At 58.5% G+C, this 15,890-nt stretch carries 17 protein-coding genes and 5 tRNA genes; 10 read left to right on the top strand and 12 right to left on the bottom strand.

Translation table 11 applies throughout. The annotated features are described in order from the left end of the window. Positions 1–93: 93 nt before the first annotated feature. The 11 genes from rplL to L0Y14_RS01680 form a co-directional block, all read right to left on the bottom strand. Entirely contained in the window at positions 94–468 is a 375-nt protein-coding gene (gene rplL / locus L0Y14_RS01730; RefSeq protein WP_005965396.1) for a 50S ribosomal protein L7/L12, read from the bottom strand. Between the two features lie 52 nt (positions 469–520). Continuing rightward, positions 521–1,048 carry a 50S ribosomal protein L10 gene (gene rplJ, locus L0Y14_RS01725; protein ID WP_006475793.1) on the bottom strand — a complete coding sequence of 176 codons (528 nt, stop codon included), beginning with the start codon at positions 1,046–1,048 and terminating at the stop codon, positions 521–523. Between the two features lie 240 nt (positions 1,049–1,288). Continuing rightward, the gene (gene rplA / locus L0Y14_RS01720; protein ID WP_005965398.1) at positions 1,289–1,984 is read right to left on the bottom strand and encodes a 50S ribosomal protein L1; all 696 of its coding nucleotides are present in this window, start codon (positions 1,982–1,984) and stop codon (positions 1,289–1,291) included. A gap of 3 nt (positions 1,985–1,987) precedes the next feature. Continuing rightward, positions 1,988–2,419 (bottom strand): 50S ribosomal protein L11, encoded by a 432-nt coding sequence (gene rplK / locus L0Y14_RS01715; RefSeq protein ID WP_005965399.1) that lies wholly within the window; start codon positions 2,417–2,419, stop codon positions 1,988–1,990. A 157-nt stretch (positions 2,420–2,576) separates the two neighbouring features. After that, positions 2,577–3,110 carry a transcription termination/antitermination protein NusG gene (nusG, locus tag L0Y14_RS01710; RefSeq protein WP_005965401.1) on the bottom strand — a complete coding sequence of 178 codons (534 nt, stop codon included), beginning with the start codon at positions 3,108–3,110 and terminating at the stop codon, positions 2,577–2,579. Positions 3,111–3,112: 2 nt separating this feature from the next. After that, positions 3,113–3,490 carry a preprotein translocase subunit SecE gene (gene secE, locus L0Y14_RS01705; RefSeq protein ID WP_005965402.1) on the bottom strand — a complete coding sequence of 126 codons (378 nt, stop codon included), beginning with the start codon at positions 3,488–3,490 and terminating at the stop codon, positions 3,113–3,115. A gap of 31 nt (positions 3,491–3,521) precedes the next feature. Then, positions 3,522–3,597, bottom strand: a tRNA-Trp gene (locus L0Y14_RS01700). A 51-nt stretch (positions 3,598–3,648) separates the two neighbouring features. After that, a complete protein-coding gene (gene tuf, locus L0Y14_RS01695; RefSeq protein WP_251859242.1) occupies positions 3,649–4,839 on the bottom strand; it encodes an elongation factor Tu in 1,191 nt (396 codons plus the stop codon). A 66-nt stretch (positions 4,840–4,905) separates the two neighbouring features. After that, positions 4,906–4,981 (bottom strand) — tRNA-Thr (locus tag L0Y14_RS01690). Positions 4,982–5,022: 41 nt separating this feature from the next. Further along, a tRNA-Gly gene (locus L0Y14_RS01685) sits at positions 5,023–5,096 on the bottom strand. Between the two features lie 50 nt (positions 5,097–5,146). Next, positions 5,147–5,231 (bottom strand) — tRNA-Tyr (locus L0Y14_RS01680). Between the two features lie 257 nt (positions 5,232–5,488). Here L0Y14_RS01680 and L0Y14_RS01675 point away from each other — a divergent pair. The 10 genes from L0Y14_RS01675 (at position 5,489) to L0Y14_RS01630 (ending at position 14,834) form a co-directional block, all read left to right on the top strand. Further along, entirely contained in the window at positions 5,489–7,246 is a 1,758-nt protein-coding gene (locus L0Y14_RS01675) for a tetratricopeptide repeat protein (protein ID WP_005966637.1), read from the top strand. Further along, a complete protein-coding gene (gene ispE / locus L0Y14_RS01670) occupies positions 7,243–8,097 on the top strand; it encodes a 4-(cytidine 5'-diphospho)-2-C-methyl-D-erythritol kinase (protein ID WP_006475779.1) in 855 nt (284 codons plus the stop codon). Before L0Y14_RS01675 ends, ispE begins: the two co-directional genes overlap by 4 nt. A 1-nt stretch (position 8,098) precedes the next feature. Further along, positions 8,099–8,173, top strand: a tRNA-Gln gene (locus L0Y14_RS01665). Between the two features lie 103 nt (positions 8,174–8,276). Beyond that, positions 8,277–9,230, top strand: a complete 954-nt coding sequence (locus L0Y14_RS01660; protein ID WP_005966635.1) for a ribose-phosphate diphosphokinase — start codon at positions 8,277–8,279, stop codon at positions 9,228–9,230. A gap of 146 nt (positions 9,231–9,376) precedes the next feature. Then, complete coding sequence (locus L0Y14_RS01655) at positions 9,377–9,988, top strand: 50S ribosomal protein L25/general stress protein Ctc (protein WP_040820191.1); 612 nt, start codon at positions 9,377–9,379, stop codon at positions 9,986–9,988. A gap of 48 nt (positions 9,989–10,036) precedes the next feature. Continuing rightward, on the top strand, positions 10,037–10,630 hold the full coding sequence (gene pth / locus L0Y14_RS01650; RefSeq protein ID WP_005960822.1) for an aminoacyl-tRNA hydrolase: 594 nt from the start codon (positions 10,037–10,039) through the stop codon (positions 10,628–10,630). Positions 10,631–10,728: 98 nt separating this feature from the next. After that, positions 10,729–11,484, top strand: a complete 756-nt coding sequence (locus tag L0Y14_RS01645) for an outer membrane lipoprotein-sorting protein (RefSeq protein ID WP_006475783.1) — start codon at positions 10,729–10,731, stop codon at positions 11,482–11,484. A gap of 15 nt (positions 11,485–11,499) precedes the next feature. Further along, complete coding sequence (locus L0Y14_RS01640) at positions 11,500–12,744, top strand: ABC transporter permease (RefSeq protein WP_006475784.1); 1,245 nt, start codon at positions 11,500–11,502, stop codon at positions 12,742–12,744. Continuing rightward, on the top strand, positions 12,737–13,987 hold the full coding sequence (locus tag L0Y14_RS01635) for an ABC transporter permease (protein ID WP_005960825.1): 1,251 nt from the start codon (positions 12,737–12,739) through the stop codon (positions 13,985–13,987). The genes L0Y14_RS01640 and L0Y14_RS01635 overlap by 8 nt, the downstream gene beginning before the upstream one ends. A gap of 4 nt (positions 13,988–13,991) precedes the next feature. Continuing rightward, positions 13,992–14,834 (top strand): ABC transporter ATP-binding protein, encoded by an 843-nt coding sequence (locus tag L0Y14_RS01630; RefSeq protein WP_006475785.1) that lies wholly within the window; start codon positions 13,992–13,994, stop codon positions 14,832–14,834. Between the two features lie 213 nt (positions 14,835–15,047). Here L0Y14_RS01630 and L0Y14_RS01625 read toward each other — a convergent pair whose 3' ends face one another. Then, positions 15,048–15,824, bottom strand: coding sequence for a Crp/Fnr family transcriptional regulator (locus L0Y14_RS01625; RefSeq protein ID WP_005960829.1), 777 nt, complete (start codon positions 15,822–15,824; stop codon positions 15,048–15,050). Positions 15,825–15,890 lie beyond the last annotated feature (66 nt).

Here is a 15,890-nt window from a genome sequence, read left to right as displayed (position 1 = left end):
CTGCGTTGAGGATCACGCCGACAAGCGGGAAAAGGCCGGTGGCATTACACCACCAGCCCTTGCCCGGCTCGTTGCAGACTAATACAAGCAGAATTATTTAATCTCTGCCGTGGCGCCTGCCTCTTCAATCTGCTTAACTGCTTCTTCAGCCTCCTCCTTGGAGACGGCTTCCTTCAGCGTGGTAGGCACGCCTTCTACAGCTGCTTTTGCTTCCTTCAGACCCAGACCGGTCATAGCACGCACAGCCTTGATCACAGCGATTTTGTTGCCGCCGAAGTCGGTCAGCACCACGTCGAACTCGGTCTTCTCTTCGGCTGCGGCAGCTTCACCAGCTGCAGCGGGGGCAGCTGCAACAGCGGCAGCAGCAGTCACGCCGAACTTCTCTTCCATCGCTTCGATCAGCGAAACGACGTCCATCACGGACATCTCGGCAATAGCCTCTAGGATCTCTTCTTTAGAAACGGCCATTGGTTAACTCCTAAAATTGAATAGCACAAAAGTTGTAATAACGATAAGTCGATCAGGCCGCCTCTTTGGCGTCCTTGATTGCCGCAACAGTCCGGACCAGCTTGCCGGGCACCTCTTTCATGGTGCGGGCCAGCTTCTCTACCGGAGCCTTCATGACCGCCATCAGCATGCTGATAGCCTGGTCGTAGGTCGGCATCTTGGCGAGGGTCTCCAGCTCAGAGGCAGCCAACAACTGACCACCGATGGAAACCAGCTTCACCTCAAGACGCGCATGCTCCTTGGCAAAGTCCTTAATGACGCGAGCTGCAGCACCCGGATCCTCCTGCGAGAAGGCAAGGACTAACGGACCCGTCAGACCTTCCTGCATGCATTCGAATTCGGTACCTTCCACTGCACGCTTTGCGAGACTGTTCTTGACCACGCGAAGGTAAACACCATTGTCGCGCGCCTGTTTGCGCAACTCGGTCATCTCTTCGACGGTCAGGCCCCGGTACTCTGCGGCAACAGCGGACAAGGCACTGTTTGCTACGTCATTGACCTCGGCGACGATGACTTTTTTCTGCTCGAGATTGAGTGCCAAAGTCGTCACCTCCTGACAACTAGGAGCGGCTAACCGCTCCTGTTTACACATAAACGATGCTTAACACATCGCACTTAAACGCGCACCGTCATCAGGAGAAATCCTGATTCGGGGTGCTCCGCCTGCGCAGGCTTTGATTAAGCACCTTGCGGCACACCTGCGGTCTTTGACGGCACCGCTTTCGCGGCACCCCAAAGCTTGCTGTGAGGCGTCCGCACTGCGAACGCCCCGCCAAACCAATTAGAAAGTCAGACTGGCCTGGTCCACCGTCACCCCCGGACCCATGGTCGAGGAGACGGTAATCTTCTTCATGTAGACACCCTTGGCGGCGCTTGGCTTAGCTTTCACCAAGTCACCCAGCAGTGCCTCAAGGTTCTGCTTCAGCTTATCGCCATCAAAATCTACCTTGCCGATCGTGCAGTGGATGATTCCCGCTTTATCGGTGCGGTAACGCACCTGACCCGCCTTGGCATTGTTCACAGCCTCAGCAACATTGGGGGTCACGGTTCCAACCTTCGGGTTTGGCATCAGACCGCGCGGACCGAGGATCTGACCCAACTGACCGACCACGCGCATCGCGTCGGGACTGGCCACCACCACATCGAAATCCATCATGCCGCCCTTAATCTGCTCTGCCAGGTCTTCCATACCGACAATATCGGCGCCCGCCTCTTTGGCGGCATCTGCATTGGCGCCCTGGGTAAATACAGCAACCCGCACTGTCTTACCGGTACCATGGGGCAACACTGTGGAACCACGCACTACCTGGTCGGACTTACGCGGATCGACACCCAGATTGACGCTGACATCGACGGCCTCTTTAAACTTGACCGAGGAGACCTCTTGCAGCAGGGAGAACGCCTCATCTGCAGCATAGAGCCTGCCGGCCTCGACCTTCTCACGAATCATCTTCGCGCGCTTGCTTAACTTTGCCATGAGTTAGACCCCCTCCACATCAAGACCCATCGCACGGGCACTACCGGCGATGGTACGCACGGCCGCATCCATATCCGCTGCGGTCAGATCGGGCATCTTGGTCTTGGCGATCTCTTCAAGCTGCTCGCGATTCACCTTACCAACCTTGACGCTATTCGGGGTGGCGCTGCCTTTGGCGAGCCCTGCAGCCTTCTTCAACAGCACGGATGCCGGTGGCGTTTTGGTGATAAAGGTAAAGGAACGATCATTATAGACCGTGATCACCACGGGGATCGGCATCCCCTTTTCCATGGACTGAGTCTTGGCGTTAAACGCCTTACAGAACTCCATGATGTTAACGCCGTGCTGGCCCAGAGCCGGACCAACCGGAGGACTCGGGTTTGCCTCACCTGCGGCAACCTGAAGCTTGATATAAGCTTCGATTTTTTTAGCCATGATTTACCTCACTATGGGTGCAAGCGCCCGGAACTCTCATCCAGGCTCCCCTACATAAATTTGAGTAGTGAATTTCGCGCGCGGAGTTGTCATGAGTCGCAGCGAAGTTGCCATCCAACTCACAACCATGCCCCACAACACAAAACCCAAAAAGACGTCAGCCCTTTTCGACCTGCCCGAACTCCAAATCCACAGGAGTGGAGCGCCCAAAGATCAGAACAGAAACCTTGAGGCGGCTTTTTTCGTAGTCGACTTCCTCAACCACGCCACTGAAATCATTGAAGGGACCATCAACAACACGCACCACCTCACCCGGCTCAAACAGCACCTTCGGACGCGGCTTCTCGACCCCCTCCTGCACACGCTGCAGAATCGCATCGGCTTCCTTGTCGGTAATTGGCGCCGGGCGATCGCCGGTACCGCCAATAAACCCAAGCACCTTGGGCACATCTTTGACCAGATGCCAGGTCTCGTCGGTCATCTCCATCTGTACCAACACATAACCCGGGAAGAACTTCCGCTCACTCTTGCGCTGCTGCCCGGCGCGCATCTCCACCACCTCTTCGGTGGGCACGAGAACCTCGCCAAACTTGTCTTCCATTCCAAAACGAGCGACGCGCTCCTTCAGCGAACGCTGAACCTGCGCTTCGAACCCGGAATAGGCATGCACCACATACCAACGCATCGCCATGATCAGCCTCCGGTAAGGGTGCGCAACACCCAACCCAGCATCATGTCAAACATCCAGAGCACAAAACCCATAATCAGCACCATTACGAAGACGATCAGGGTTGTCTGCACTGTCTCCTGACGACTTGGCCAGACCACCCTGCGAACCTCGACCTTGGAATCTGAGGCGAACTGCCAGACAGTGCGCCCCACCGTAGTCTGATAGGCGATCGCTACCGCAACCCCCACCACGAGCAGCATCCCAAGCACACGCAGCAACTGAGAATGGGCATCGAAATAGTAAAAACCAAGGATCGCCGCAACGATAAGACCAGCCGCCAGCAGCAGCTTGACCGTATCTAACGAAGAACCTTCAGCAGGAGAACTGGCGTTCGTATTCAACAGGTAAGACCCACAAGATATGCCATAAAAATGGCAGGCCAGGAGGGACTCGAACCCCCAACCTGCGGTTTTGGAGACCGCTGCTCTACCAATTGAGCCACTGGCCTAGAAACAGATGACCGGACGACCCTGCCCAGCCCTCCTAAAGACCAAAGCGATTACTCGATGATCTTGGAAACCACGCCGGCACCCACGGTACGGCCACCCTCTCGGATAGCGAAACGCAGGCCCTCTTCCATTGCGATCGGCGCGATCAATTTTACCGTCATCTTGACGTTGTCACCCGGCATCACCATCTCCACACCCTCGGGCAGGTCACAGGCGCCGGTCACGTCGGTAGTACGGAAGTAGAACTGCGGACGGTAGTTTGCAAAGAAGGGGGTGTGACGACCACCTTCATCCTTGCTCAGCACGTACACCTCACACTCGAAGTGGGTGTGCGGGGTGATGGTACCCGGGTGCGCCAGCACCTGGCCGCGCTCAACATCTTCACGCTTGGTGCCACGCAGCAGCACACCCACGTTGTCGCCGGCCTCTCCCTGATCCAGCAGCTTACGGAACATCTCAACGCCGGTGCAGGTAGTTTTCGCGGTCTCTTTGATTCCGACGATCTCAACCTCCTCACCCACCTTGATCACGCCGCGCTCAACACGACCGGTTACCACGGTGCCTCGACCAGAGATGGAGAAGACGTCTTCGATGGGCATCAGAAAGGCGCCGTCAATCGCACGCTCCGGCTCAGGGATGTAAGTATCCAGCGCCTCGACCAGCTTGGCAATGGAGCCAGCGCCGATATCGGACTCGTCACCTTCCAGCGCCTTCAGCGCGGAACCAATGATCACAGGAGTGTCATCGCCGGGGAAATCGTAGCTGTCCAGCAGCTCACGAATCTCCATCTCAACCAGCTCTAGCAGCTCTTCATCGTCGACCATATCGGCCTTGTTCATATAGACGATGATGTAGGGCACACCAACCTGACGAGAGAGCAGGATGTGCTCGCGGGTCTGCGGCATCGGGCCATCAGCGGCCGAGACCACCAGGATCGCGCCATCCATCTGCGCCGCACCGGTGATCATATTCTTTACATAGTCAGCATGGCCGGGGCAGTCCACATGGGCGTAGTGGCGATTCTCAGACTCGTACTCCACATGCGAGGTAGCAATGGTGATACCACGCTCACGCTCTTCCGGGGCGTTGTCGATCTGATCGAAGGCGCGCTGCTCGCCACCAAACTTCTTCGCCTGCACCAGCGTGATCGCTGCAGTCAAGGTGGTCTTACCGTGATCAACGTGACCAATGGTGCCCACATTAACGTGCGGCTTTGTGCGTTCGAATTTTTCCTTGGACATGGGCTCTCTCCACGCTCTACTTTCTTAAAGACAAATTCGCGCGCTTACGCACGCCGTTACCAAATATGGAGCCCAGAAGCAGATTTGAACTGCCGACCTCACCCTTACCAAGGGTGTGCTCTACCAACTGAGCTATCTGGGCAAATTGATCGATCTGCCACACCGAGCAGACCAGCTCACACTTGGAGCGGGCGATGGGAATCGAACCCACGTAGTCAGCTTGGAAGGCTGAAGTTCTACCATTGAACTACACCCGCACTGCCAACCGGGCATGACGTCCGCCAAGCCGATTCAACATCAAAAAATCTGGTGGAGGGGGGAGGATTCGAACCTCCGAAGGCGGAGCCGTCAGATTTACAGTCTGATCCCTTTGGCCACTCGGGAACCCCTCCAAACGCGAGCCGGGCATCCTATTCCGCAAAAAACGCAATGTCAAGCTGACCTGCAGCGACAGATCGAATCCCAGCAAACGAGCCGCGCATTATAATGGATATTTCCTCCCTGTCACCCTATTTTTTTGTCAGTTTAAAAAAACCTTTGTCAAGCCCCATACAAGCTGAGCCCCCACTTCGATTTTTTTCACTTGCAGCAAGCGGCCAATCCCTATTTACTAGTTTGAAATAGGCGCTCAAGGAATCTGCAAAAACCGATGTCGATTCGTGTAACCAGCATAGTGCTGACACTCATCCTGACTGGCTGCGCAAGCGGCCCCGTGCCGCCGACCGGCGCGGCCACCACCACGCCCAGCGAACCCCCCACCCCTTCCGCCCCAGCCCCCCAGCCCGGCGCGGCGAGACTCACTCCTGACCTCATTTACGACACCCTGGTAGGAGAGATCGCCAACCAACGCGGTGACAGCCAGACTGCATTCCAGCATGCCTACCGGGCGGCACTTCAGTCTCGAAACCCGGGAATGGCCCAACGCGCCAGCCGGCTTGCTCTGCTATCGAATCAACACCAGAACACTGAGAAGGCCCTGACGCTCTGGATCGAACTCGAACCCAACTCACTCAAGGCGCATCAGATCGCCGCTCTGCTGCATGCAAAACACAACGCTGACTCGAAAACCTTGTTTCACCTGAAGCGCGTTGCCGAACTGGCCAACCAACAGGGCAAATCCGGCTATCTGCAGGCCGCCGCAATCGCAGAGAAGAGCAACACCCCCGGCAAGGCGCTTGCACTGATGCAGCAGATCACCGCCGGACAACAACAGAATCCTGCAGCACTCTACGCCCTCGCAGTGACCGCGAACCACGCTAAACGCCACGACATCGCCGAACAGCAGGTCCGCACCGCACTCAATCTCAAGCCCGGCTGGCCACAGGCTCGGCTGCTACTGGCTCGCACCCTGATCCTGCAAGGCAATCCAGATGCAGGGTTAGATGAACTCAAGGCAGCCGTTGCCGACAACCCATCGGACAAAAAGCTACGCACCACGCTGGCCCGCACCCTGCTGGAACAGAATCAGACCGAACAGGCCCGTGCACACTTCATCAAGCTCCATCAGCAGTCACCGGAGAACGCCGACATCGGCTACGCCTTGGGCGTGCTTTCGACCCAGCTCAAACACTACGACGAGGCCAAGGAGTATTTCACCAGCCTCATCGAGCACGGCCAGAAAAAAGACGACGCCCATTACTATCTGGGTTTGATCAACGAGATCCAGGAACAGCACGACAACGCCATCAGCCACTATCAACAGGTCAGCGGCGGCGGCAACCAAATTGACGCCCGCCTCCGCACCGCACGACTGCTGACCAACAAGGGCGAGATCAAACGCGCCCGCGAGCTACTGCAACGACTGCGCCTGCGCACCCCGCAACATCAACTTCGGATCAACCTGATCGAGGCGGAGCTGCTACGCAGCACCGGCGACTTTGCATCCGCGATGGGAATCTACGACAGCGCACTGAAAGCGGATCCTGATAACCTCGATCTACTCTACGCACGCGGCATCAATGCTGCCGATCTGGGTGCGATCGAACAGATGGAACAGGATCTGCGACGCATTCTCGACAAGGATCCCAATCACGCCGACGCCCTCAATGCGCTGGGCTATACCCTAGCTGACAAAACCAAACGCCTGCACGAGGCCAAGCGCTACATCGAACGCGCACTGGCGCTGCAGCCGGACAATCCGGCGATCCTCGACAGTATCGGCTGGGTCGAGTACCGCATGGGCAATGTCGAGCAGGCGCGCCACCATCTCGAACATGCCGCGCAACAGAGTAAGGACGCCGAGATAGCCGCCCACCTCGGCGAAGTACTCTGGCAGCTTGGCCTGCATCGCGAAGCATTGCAGATCTGGCAGGAGGCAATGCAGCGGGAGCCCCGCAACCGCTTCATCCGCCCAGTACGCAAGCGCCTTACCGGCAGCGAACAGGGACGCCTCCCGCAGAGCAAATGAGCGCCAATGATTCCCAGGGCCTCTGGCCGGCGCCGGCCAAGCTGAACCTGATGCTGCGCGTGGTGGGCCGGCGCGCCGATGGCTACCACGAACTGCAGACAGTATTTCAGTTTCTCGACCTGGCCGACCAGCTGCACTTCACCCCCACCGATGACAGCGCCATCCGCCTGCGCACCCCTCTCCCCGGCGTCGCTCCCGAGCACGACCTGACAGTCCGCGCCGCTCACCTGCTACAACAAACCAGTCAGTGCCGGCTTGGAGCAGAGATCCACATCGACAAGCGACTGCCGATGGGCGGCGGCCTAGGCGGCGGCAGCTCCGATGCCGCCACCACCCTGGTTGCGCTCAACCGGCTATGGAACACCAACCTGTCACAACAGGAGCTGGCCCAGCTCGGCCTCTCGCTGGGGGCCGATGTCCCCATCTTCATCCACGGCCACGCCGCCTGGGCCGAGGGCATTGGCGAAACTCTCAGCAACATGGAACTCAACTGCCCCTGGTATCTGATCGTGCATCCTGGGTGCCATGTCTCCACCGCCGACGTCTTCAGTGCCGCCGATTTGACACGCAACTCACCCCACATCAAAATAGCCGACTTCCTGGGGGGCGACAGAGCGAACGACTGCCTCCCGGTGGTGGCAAAACGCCATCCACAGGTCGCCGATGCGCTGGCCTGGCTGGGTGAGATCACAACCGCCCGCATGACAGGAACCGGCGCCTGCATCTATGGCGAGTTTAACAGCCAGGCCGAGGCAGAGAGCGCATGCTCGCGGCTGCCGGAACGATTTCAGGGTTTTGTCGCGCGGGGGCTCAACCGCTCCCCGCTGTTCGACAGGATCGATTCGAGTTAATTGGGGCGTCGCCAAGTGGCTAGGCACCGGGTTTTGATCCCGGCATACGTAGGTTCGAGTCCTACCGCCCCAGCCAAATCTAATGGGGCTGCCTGTCAGAGTCGATTCTCACAGACGCCCAGGGCGCCGGCTCCACCCGGTTAACCACACTAGCAACAGACCGATATCGGGGGTCCGCTGTGCCTACCAGTGCCATGATGGTTTTTTCCGGAAACGCCAACCCAAGCCTCTCCAGCGAGATCGCCAGCCACCTGAACATGCCGCTCGGCAAGGCCCAAATTGGGCGTTTCAGTGACGGCGAGGTAATGGCCGAGATCCAGGAGAACGTGCGCGGTCGGGACGTGTTTATCGTCCAGCCCACCTCAGCGCCAACCAACGAAAACCTGATGGAACTGCTGGTGATGATCGACGCAATGCGTCTCTCATCGGCCAATCGCATCACCGCTGTCATCCCCTACTTCGGCTACGCCCGCCAGGATCGCCGCCCCCGCTCCTCCCGGGTCCCGATCACCGCCCGCCTTGCCGCCAAGATGATCAGCACAGCCGGTGCCGATCGGGTGCTCACGGTCGATCTGCACGCAGATCAGATTCAGGGCTTTTTCGACATCCCGGTAGACAACGTCTACGCCTCACCGATCCTGCTCAGCGATGTCTGGCGCCAGCGCCACCCGGACCTGATGGTAGTCTCCCCCGATGTCGGCGGCGTGGTGCGCGCCCGGGCGCTGGCCAAGCGACTCGACGACGCCGATCTGGCGATCATCGACAAACGCCGCCCACGCCCCAACGAGGCCAAGGTGATGAACATCATCGGTGAAGTGGAGGGGCGCAGCTGTGTGCTGATCGACGACCTGGTCGACACCGCCGGCACCCTCTGCCAAGCTGCCCAAGCCCTCAAGGAGCATGGTGCCGCTAAGGTCGTCGCCTACTGCACACACCCGGTACTCTCCGGCCCGGCGGTAGACAACATCAGCAACTCGGTACTCGACGAGCTGGTGGTGACCAACACCATTCCGCTCTCGGATGCGGCCGCGGCCTGCGACAGGATCCGTCAGGTCAGCATCGGCGAGCTGCTGGCCGAGACTATGCGCCGCATCAGCGGCGAGGAGTCGGTCAGCTCACTGTTTGTCGACTGATCCACACCTCAAGTCACCAGCACGACCACTGGTAAATCCCTGCAATCCTGATAGAATCGCGCGTTCGCCGGAATTCCGGCGTGACAGGCGCCGCCTTGGTCGCGGGGCAGCGCAATCCAATCAAAATGATTAATCAGGAGATTGACATGTCCGTCAGTTTTGAAATTACTGCACAGCCCAGGAGCGATACAGGGAAAGGTGCGAGCCGCCGCCTGCGCCGCACCGGCATGGTCCCCGGCATCATCTACGGTGGCCACCAGGAACCCTCCATGATCTCGCTGGCCCACAACGAGCTGATCCTGCACCTGGATCATGAGGCCTTCTACTCCCACATCCTCAACCTGAAGGTTGGTGACGCCACTGAGCAGGTGGTGCTGAAGGATCTGCAGCGCCACCCAGCCAAGCCGTTCATCATGCACATCGACTTCCAGCGCATCAGCGCCGGCGAGAAGATCCGCATGCAAGTGCCGCTGCACTTCACCAACCAAGAAACCGCACCCGGCACCAAGGCGGGTGGCCAGGCCTCCCACATGCTCAGTGATGTGGAGATCACCTGCCTGCCGAAGGATCTGCCCGAGTTCATCGAAGTCGACATGGGCGAGATGAACGTTGGCGATGCCATCCACCTCTCCGAGCTGAAACTGCCCGCAGGTGTGGAGCTGCCCTCCAGTGAGCATGAGGACACCATCGTGGTCAACATCCATAGCGGCCACGCCGCAGCTGACGAGGATGAGACTGAAGAGGGCGCTGCAGAGTAAACCTGCCGCCCTGCGGGGCAGGCTCTGCCTGCCCCGCTCCAACCGTTTATGCCACCCATCAACGCCCACCCCATCAAACTCATCGCCGGACTCGGAAACCCGGGTGGCGACTACGCTGAGACCCGTCACAACGCCGGCTTCTGGTTCGTCGAACAACTCGCCAGGCGCTACAACGGCAGCTTTCGCGCTGAATCGCGCCACCATGGCCAGCTCTGCCGCATCAGCGTCAGCGGACGTGACTGCCGGCTGTTGATGCCATCTACCTTCATGAATCGCAGCGGTCAGTCGGTGTCGAGCCTTGCCAGCTATTTCAAGATCGCTCCTGAAGAGATCCTGGTCGCCCATGACGAACTCGATCTACCCACCGGCCAGGCCCGCCTCAAGCGCGGCGGCGGCCACGCCGGGCATAACGGTCTACGCGACATCATGAGCGCCATCGGCAGCCGTGACTTCCTGCGCCTACGCATCGGCATCGACCGCCCCCAGCAGAAGGGACCGGTCACTAACTATGTGCTGGGGCGCCCCTCCAAACAGCAGCGTAGCGAGATCGAGGATGCCATCGACAAGGCCGCTGACTGCCTCGAGCTCCTGATTCAGGGCGAGTTGCCACAGGCGATGAACCGCCTCCACAGCAGCCGCTAGCGGCAGGATCATAAAGTCGGCTTATAATAGCCAAGCAGACTATTCTTATATTGCGCGGCCAAGCGGCCACACAACCGTTCTGATCTGGAGACCTGGCGATGACCTACAGCCGCATCCTGCTAACTGCACTTCTACTCCTTCTCTGCTGGCCGCTAGCTGCAGAACAGAGCGACCCGGAGGCGATCGCGCTGCTGCAGAAGAGCGAGACACTGATGCGCTCCAGCGGCACTATCGCCCAATATAAGCTCGAGATCATCCGCCCCGATTGGCAGCGCACCATGGAGTTTGTCAGCCACGACGACTATCCCAACAACCGTTTCCGCATGGAGATACTCTCGCCACGCAAGACCAAGGGCACGGTATTTTTAAAGATCGGCGACCAGCTCTCGATGTTTCTCCCTAAGTTACGCCGTCAGATCGCCATCTCCCCGGCGATGATGCACGATGCCTGGATGGGTTCTGACTTCAACAACCAGGATCTGCTCGAAGCCAACTCGTTGATCGATGACTACACCCACCACATCACCGCACGCCAGGGTGAAGGCAAAACTGCGCTCATCACCATCACCTCCCAGCCCAAACCCAACGCCAAGGTCAGCTGGAGCAAGCTGCAGCAGCAGATCCGCGGCGACGGCATCCCGCTCTCCATCACCTACGGCTGCAATGACCCCACAGGCGGTCGGCAGCTAAAGTTTGAAGCGGTGCAGAAACTTGGTGGCCGCAACATCCCCACCCGCATGATCATGCAGCCACAAGGCCAGCCTGGCAGGCGCACCGTCATCACCATCAAATCAGCATCCTTCAACCAACCCCTGGATGAGGCGTTGTTTGCCCCACAGGCAAAGAAAAAATAGTCGATACTCCTGCTCATGGGGAACACTGCAAGCTCGGCCAACCGACTGATTCTTGCTGTCGCACTGCGCAGCCTGAGCGACAATCTGCGCCGCACCCTGCTCACGGTGGGAGCGATCGCAACCGGCCTCGCCTCGTTGATCTTCCTCTGGGGCTTTAACGATGGCCTGCACCACAACATGTTGAAGAACTTTCAGGAGTCGATCATCGGCAGCCTGCAGATCCACCGCCAAGGATTCTTTGAAAACCCCAAGCTCTCACTCCATCTGCGCCATCCCGATCAGGTAACTCAAACCCTCAACCGACTCGGTGCGAACACATGGAGCCCACGTCTAGAGAGCTTCGCCCTAGCCGCCTCCGACACCACCACCGAAGGGGTGATGCTGATCGGCATGGACCCAGTGCACGAACCCCGCGTCACCAAGCTGAAAGAGCGCATCGGCGAGGGGCGTTTCCTACAGCCCGGCGATACGTTTGTCTGCATCCTCGGCGCCACCACCGCGCGCAATCTCAAGATCGGGCTTGGCGACTCCCTGGTGCTGCTCGGCTATGACCGCTTTGGTGCGCTGGTGGCGGAGGAGTTCCGTCTGATTGGCATCATCACCAGCGGTGAGATGGGGCTCGACCGTGGCATGGCGCTCACCAGCCTAAGCGCACTGCAGGAGATGCTCGACTTCCCCGGTGGCGTTACAGACCTGGTGGTCAGGGTTCCGGAAGAGCGCCTCAATTCGCTGAAGGCGGATCTTCTGCTGACACTAGCCGATCAGGACCTGGAGGTGATGGCCTGGAGCGACATGTTTCCGGTGATGCAGGAGTGGATCACCCTGCACAACGGCTTCCTCTACCTGTTCCTCGGCGTTGTGTTGTTCATTGTGCTGGCCGGTGAACTCAATACCCTGTTGCTGTCGATGCTTGAACGCACCCGCGAATTTGGTATATTCATGGCGATCGGCACCCAGCCCCGTCAACTCACCCTGATGATCCTCAGCGAGGCGCTGGCGATCGGCCTGCTTGGCATCTTCTGCGGCATTCTGCTCGGTATTGCAATTGTGCTGCTCACCCAACACACCGGCATCGATCTGTCGCTGCTGCTGGGCTCCACCACCCGCTTCTATGTCGACCCGCTGATCTACCCGAATCTCAACCTGCAACATCTCGGCATCACCACCCTGGCAATCCTGCTCACCTCCCTGCTGGCGGGCATCTACCCCGCGCGGCGAGTCAGCCGGCTGCAACCCGCCGAGGCGCTGCGCCATGTCTGACGCAACCAGGCTCCCCGCCCGCCTCTATCTGCAGCTGAGTCTGCGTAATCTCTGGCGCAATCCGCGGCGCACCCTCATCACCCTCTCCGTGATGATCTTCGGTATCGCCACCCTGACCCTGCTCGGCGCGCTCAACGATGGCTGGCTCGAGCAGATGCGCACCAACTTCATCCTTAGTTTCACCGGCCATGTGCAGGTGCATGCACAGGGTTTCGAGGCATCGCAGAACCTGGCTGATCACATCGAGCTGCCCGAGGAGGTGACTAGCCTGATGTCGAGCATCATCGAGATCCAGAGCTGGACCCAGCGCATCCGCAGCTCCGGGCTAATCTCACGCGGCGGCAACAGTGCCGGCGTGCAGATCATGGCCATCGACCCCGAACAGGAGACCTGGGTCACCCACATGCACGAATCTGTGGTGCAGGGGCGCTGGCTCAATCCAGGTATGGCCCACGATCTACTGCTTGGCGCAACCGTGGCACAGAATATCGGCGCAAAACTGGGCGATCGGGTGGTGCTGATGTCACAGACTGCCAGCGGCAAGATGGTCTCAGAGATCTTCTTCCTGCGTGGCGTCATCGAGTCGGGCGCACCGCAAATCGACCGCACCCTGGCACTGATCCCGCTCGATTCGACGCAACTCTGGCTCGGCATGCCGGGAGTGGTCACCGACATCGTTATCCGCGCCCAGCAACACCAGGATACCGACCGCATCCGGCGCATCCTACGCCAGCTTCTCTCGGAGCAGGACTACGAAATCCTCACCTGGAAGGCTCTCGATCCAATGGTCCGCCAGTGGCTCGACTTTAGTGATGCCTACGGGCTGGTAATCATCCTGGTCGTGGCACTGCTGGTGCTGGTGGAGATCCTCAACACCATGCTGATCGCCTTGCATGAGCGGCAGAAGGAGCTGGCGATCATGCTTGCAGTGGGCACCCGTCGCCGGCAGATCTTTGCCATGCTGCTGTTGGAGGCGGTAATGCTGATCCTGTTCGGTAGTCTGCTCGGTTATCTGGTCGGTGGCGCGGTGGTGTTTGCACTGGCCGATCAGGGAGTCGACCTCTCCGCCTATGCCAATGCCTTCCAGTTTTTCTATATGGACCCGGTCATCGTGCCGAACCTGAGCGCCGAGAGCACCCGGCGTATCCTCGGCACCACCCTGATTGCTTCGCTGGTGGCCGGTATCTATCCCGCCTGGCAGGCCACTCGCATCCAGCTCAGCCAATCTCTAAGAATCCAGTAAGCCCATGCAAGAAAACAAAAGCAACAACATCATCGAGGCCAAAGATATCTACAAGTGCTACTGGGTCGGCACCATGCCCTATCCCGCCCTCAACGGTATCAACCTACACATCAAGCCCGGCGAGTTTACGGTGCTGGCGGGACGCTCCGGTTCGGGCAAGAGCACCCTGCTCAACCTGATCGGCGCACTGGAGTCTGCAGACCGGGGGCAGATTCTCATCGACGGAAAGAACATCCTTGCCCAACCCGAACAGCAGCGCAGCCAGTTCCGGCTGCGAAACATCGGCTTTGTGTTCCAGTCTTACAATCTGGTGCGGGTGCTCAGCGCGCGGGAGAATGTCGCCTATGTCTGTCAGCTGCAGGGCAAGAGCCGCAAGCAGAGCGAGGCGATCGCCAACCACTGGCTGAACGAGGTCGGTATAGAGCATCTTGGCTATCGCCGCCCGGACCAGCTCTCCGGCGGCCAACAACAGCGGGTTGCAGTTGCCCGGGCGCTGGCCAGCGAACCTCGCATCGTACTGGCGGATGAGCCCACCGCGAATCTCGACTCCAGCACCGGGCGGGATCTGATCCAGTTAATGCAGGGGCTGAATCAGAAGTTGGGTACGACCTTCCTGATCTCCTCCCACGATCCGGACGTAATACAGGCCGCCGGACGCCTGATTAAGCTGGCCGATGGGCGGGTGGTGAATGCCGACCAACCACAGTCGAGCCAGCCTGTCAGTATCACCAGCGCCTGCCCGATGCAAAACTTGCCGCTGCGGGAGCGCCTGCGCGGCTTCTTCCGCAAAAAAAACAACCGGGCAACAAAAAAACGGCAGCGCCCAATTGGACGCCGCCGTTCCTGATAGCCTCACCGTCAAATCCACTGGCGGCGCAACCGCTCCGCTCAGAGGCGCTGCTCGGCGAAGGCGATCCGCTTCGACTCCTTCAGGTGTTTGGGAAGAAAATCGAGCTTCTTCTTAGGATATTGGGGGTCAGTGTAAAAACTCATAGTGGGATGATGTGATTTTTACTCTGATCCCAAATTTGCAAATTTTAGACGGAACAACTTCTCCGTGTTACCTGCACACTTGCTGCAGGATTGCCTTGATATCTAGAAACTCTATCTTCTTTGTATGGTTTCGAATAATGCCGTCACTCTGGAGCTTGGTCAGCACCCGGCTAAGGGATTCAGGTCGCAAACCCAGATAACTGGCGATATCTCCTTTTGACATGGGCAGATCCACGCTGCCTGTATTGTCATTTTTCTTAATAATCTTCTTTTCGCAAAGCATCTGCAGAAAAAATAGCAGACGCTTTTCACCACTCACATAGCGCCCATGCACGATGGTCTCGTTCGTGTAGCGAATCTTCTGCCCCAGAATGATCAATAGCTTCCGTTGTAGCCTCGGCACAAACGAACAAAGCGACTCAAGCTGATTAAAAGGGAGTTCACAAACCAGAGTCCGCTCCAATGCGATGGCATCGTGGCCATATTGCTGGGCACCGATCGACTCCAGGCCCACCAGGTCGCCCCGAAAAAAGAAACCATCCACCAATTTCGCACCCTCGAAAGAAGCGGTTTCGATCTTGGCAGCACCCGACTGAATGACAAACAAGGACTTGAATTTGCCCTCTACCCTGAAGATGGCCTCTCCGGGCTGGAAAGGACCCAGGGTACGAGTAATCTTACGTAGCCCCAGCAGCTGCTCTTCACTGAGTCCCTCCCCCAGGCAGCGATACCTTGCTTCACACTTAGAACAATCCAATTCAGATTGATGCTGAGCGGCTTGTCCTTGCGGCGATGCTGCCTGACCATCCCCGCCTCCTTCACTGGTCGTTATGTTTTTTTTCATTTTTTCTGAGGATGCAATTTAAAATAAAAGGGGTCGGAGTCAAACCGGATAACACGCGCCACCTAG

The organism is Candidatus Endoriftia persephonae, assembly GCF_023733635.1.
GTDB lineage: Bacteria > Pseudomonadota > Gammaproteobacteria > Chromatiales > Chromatiaceae > Endoriftia > Endoriftia persephonae.
The sequence above is the reverse complement of the archived record's forward strand: the minus strand, read 5'-3'. Positions and strand labels throughout refer to the sequence as shown.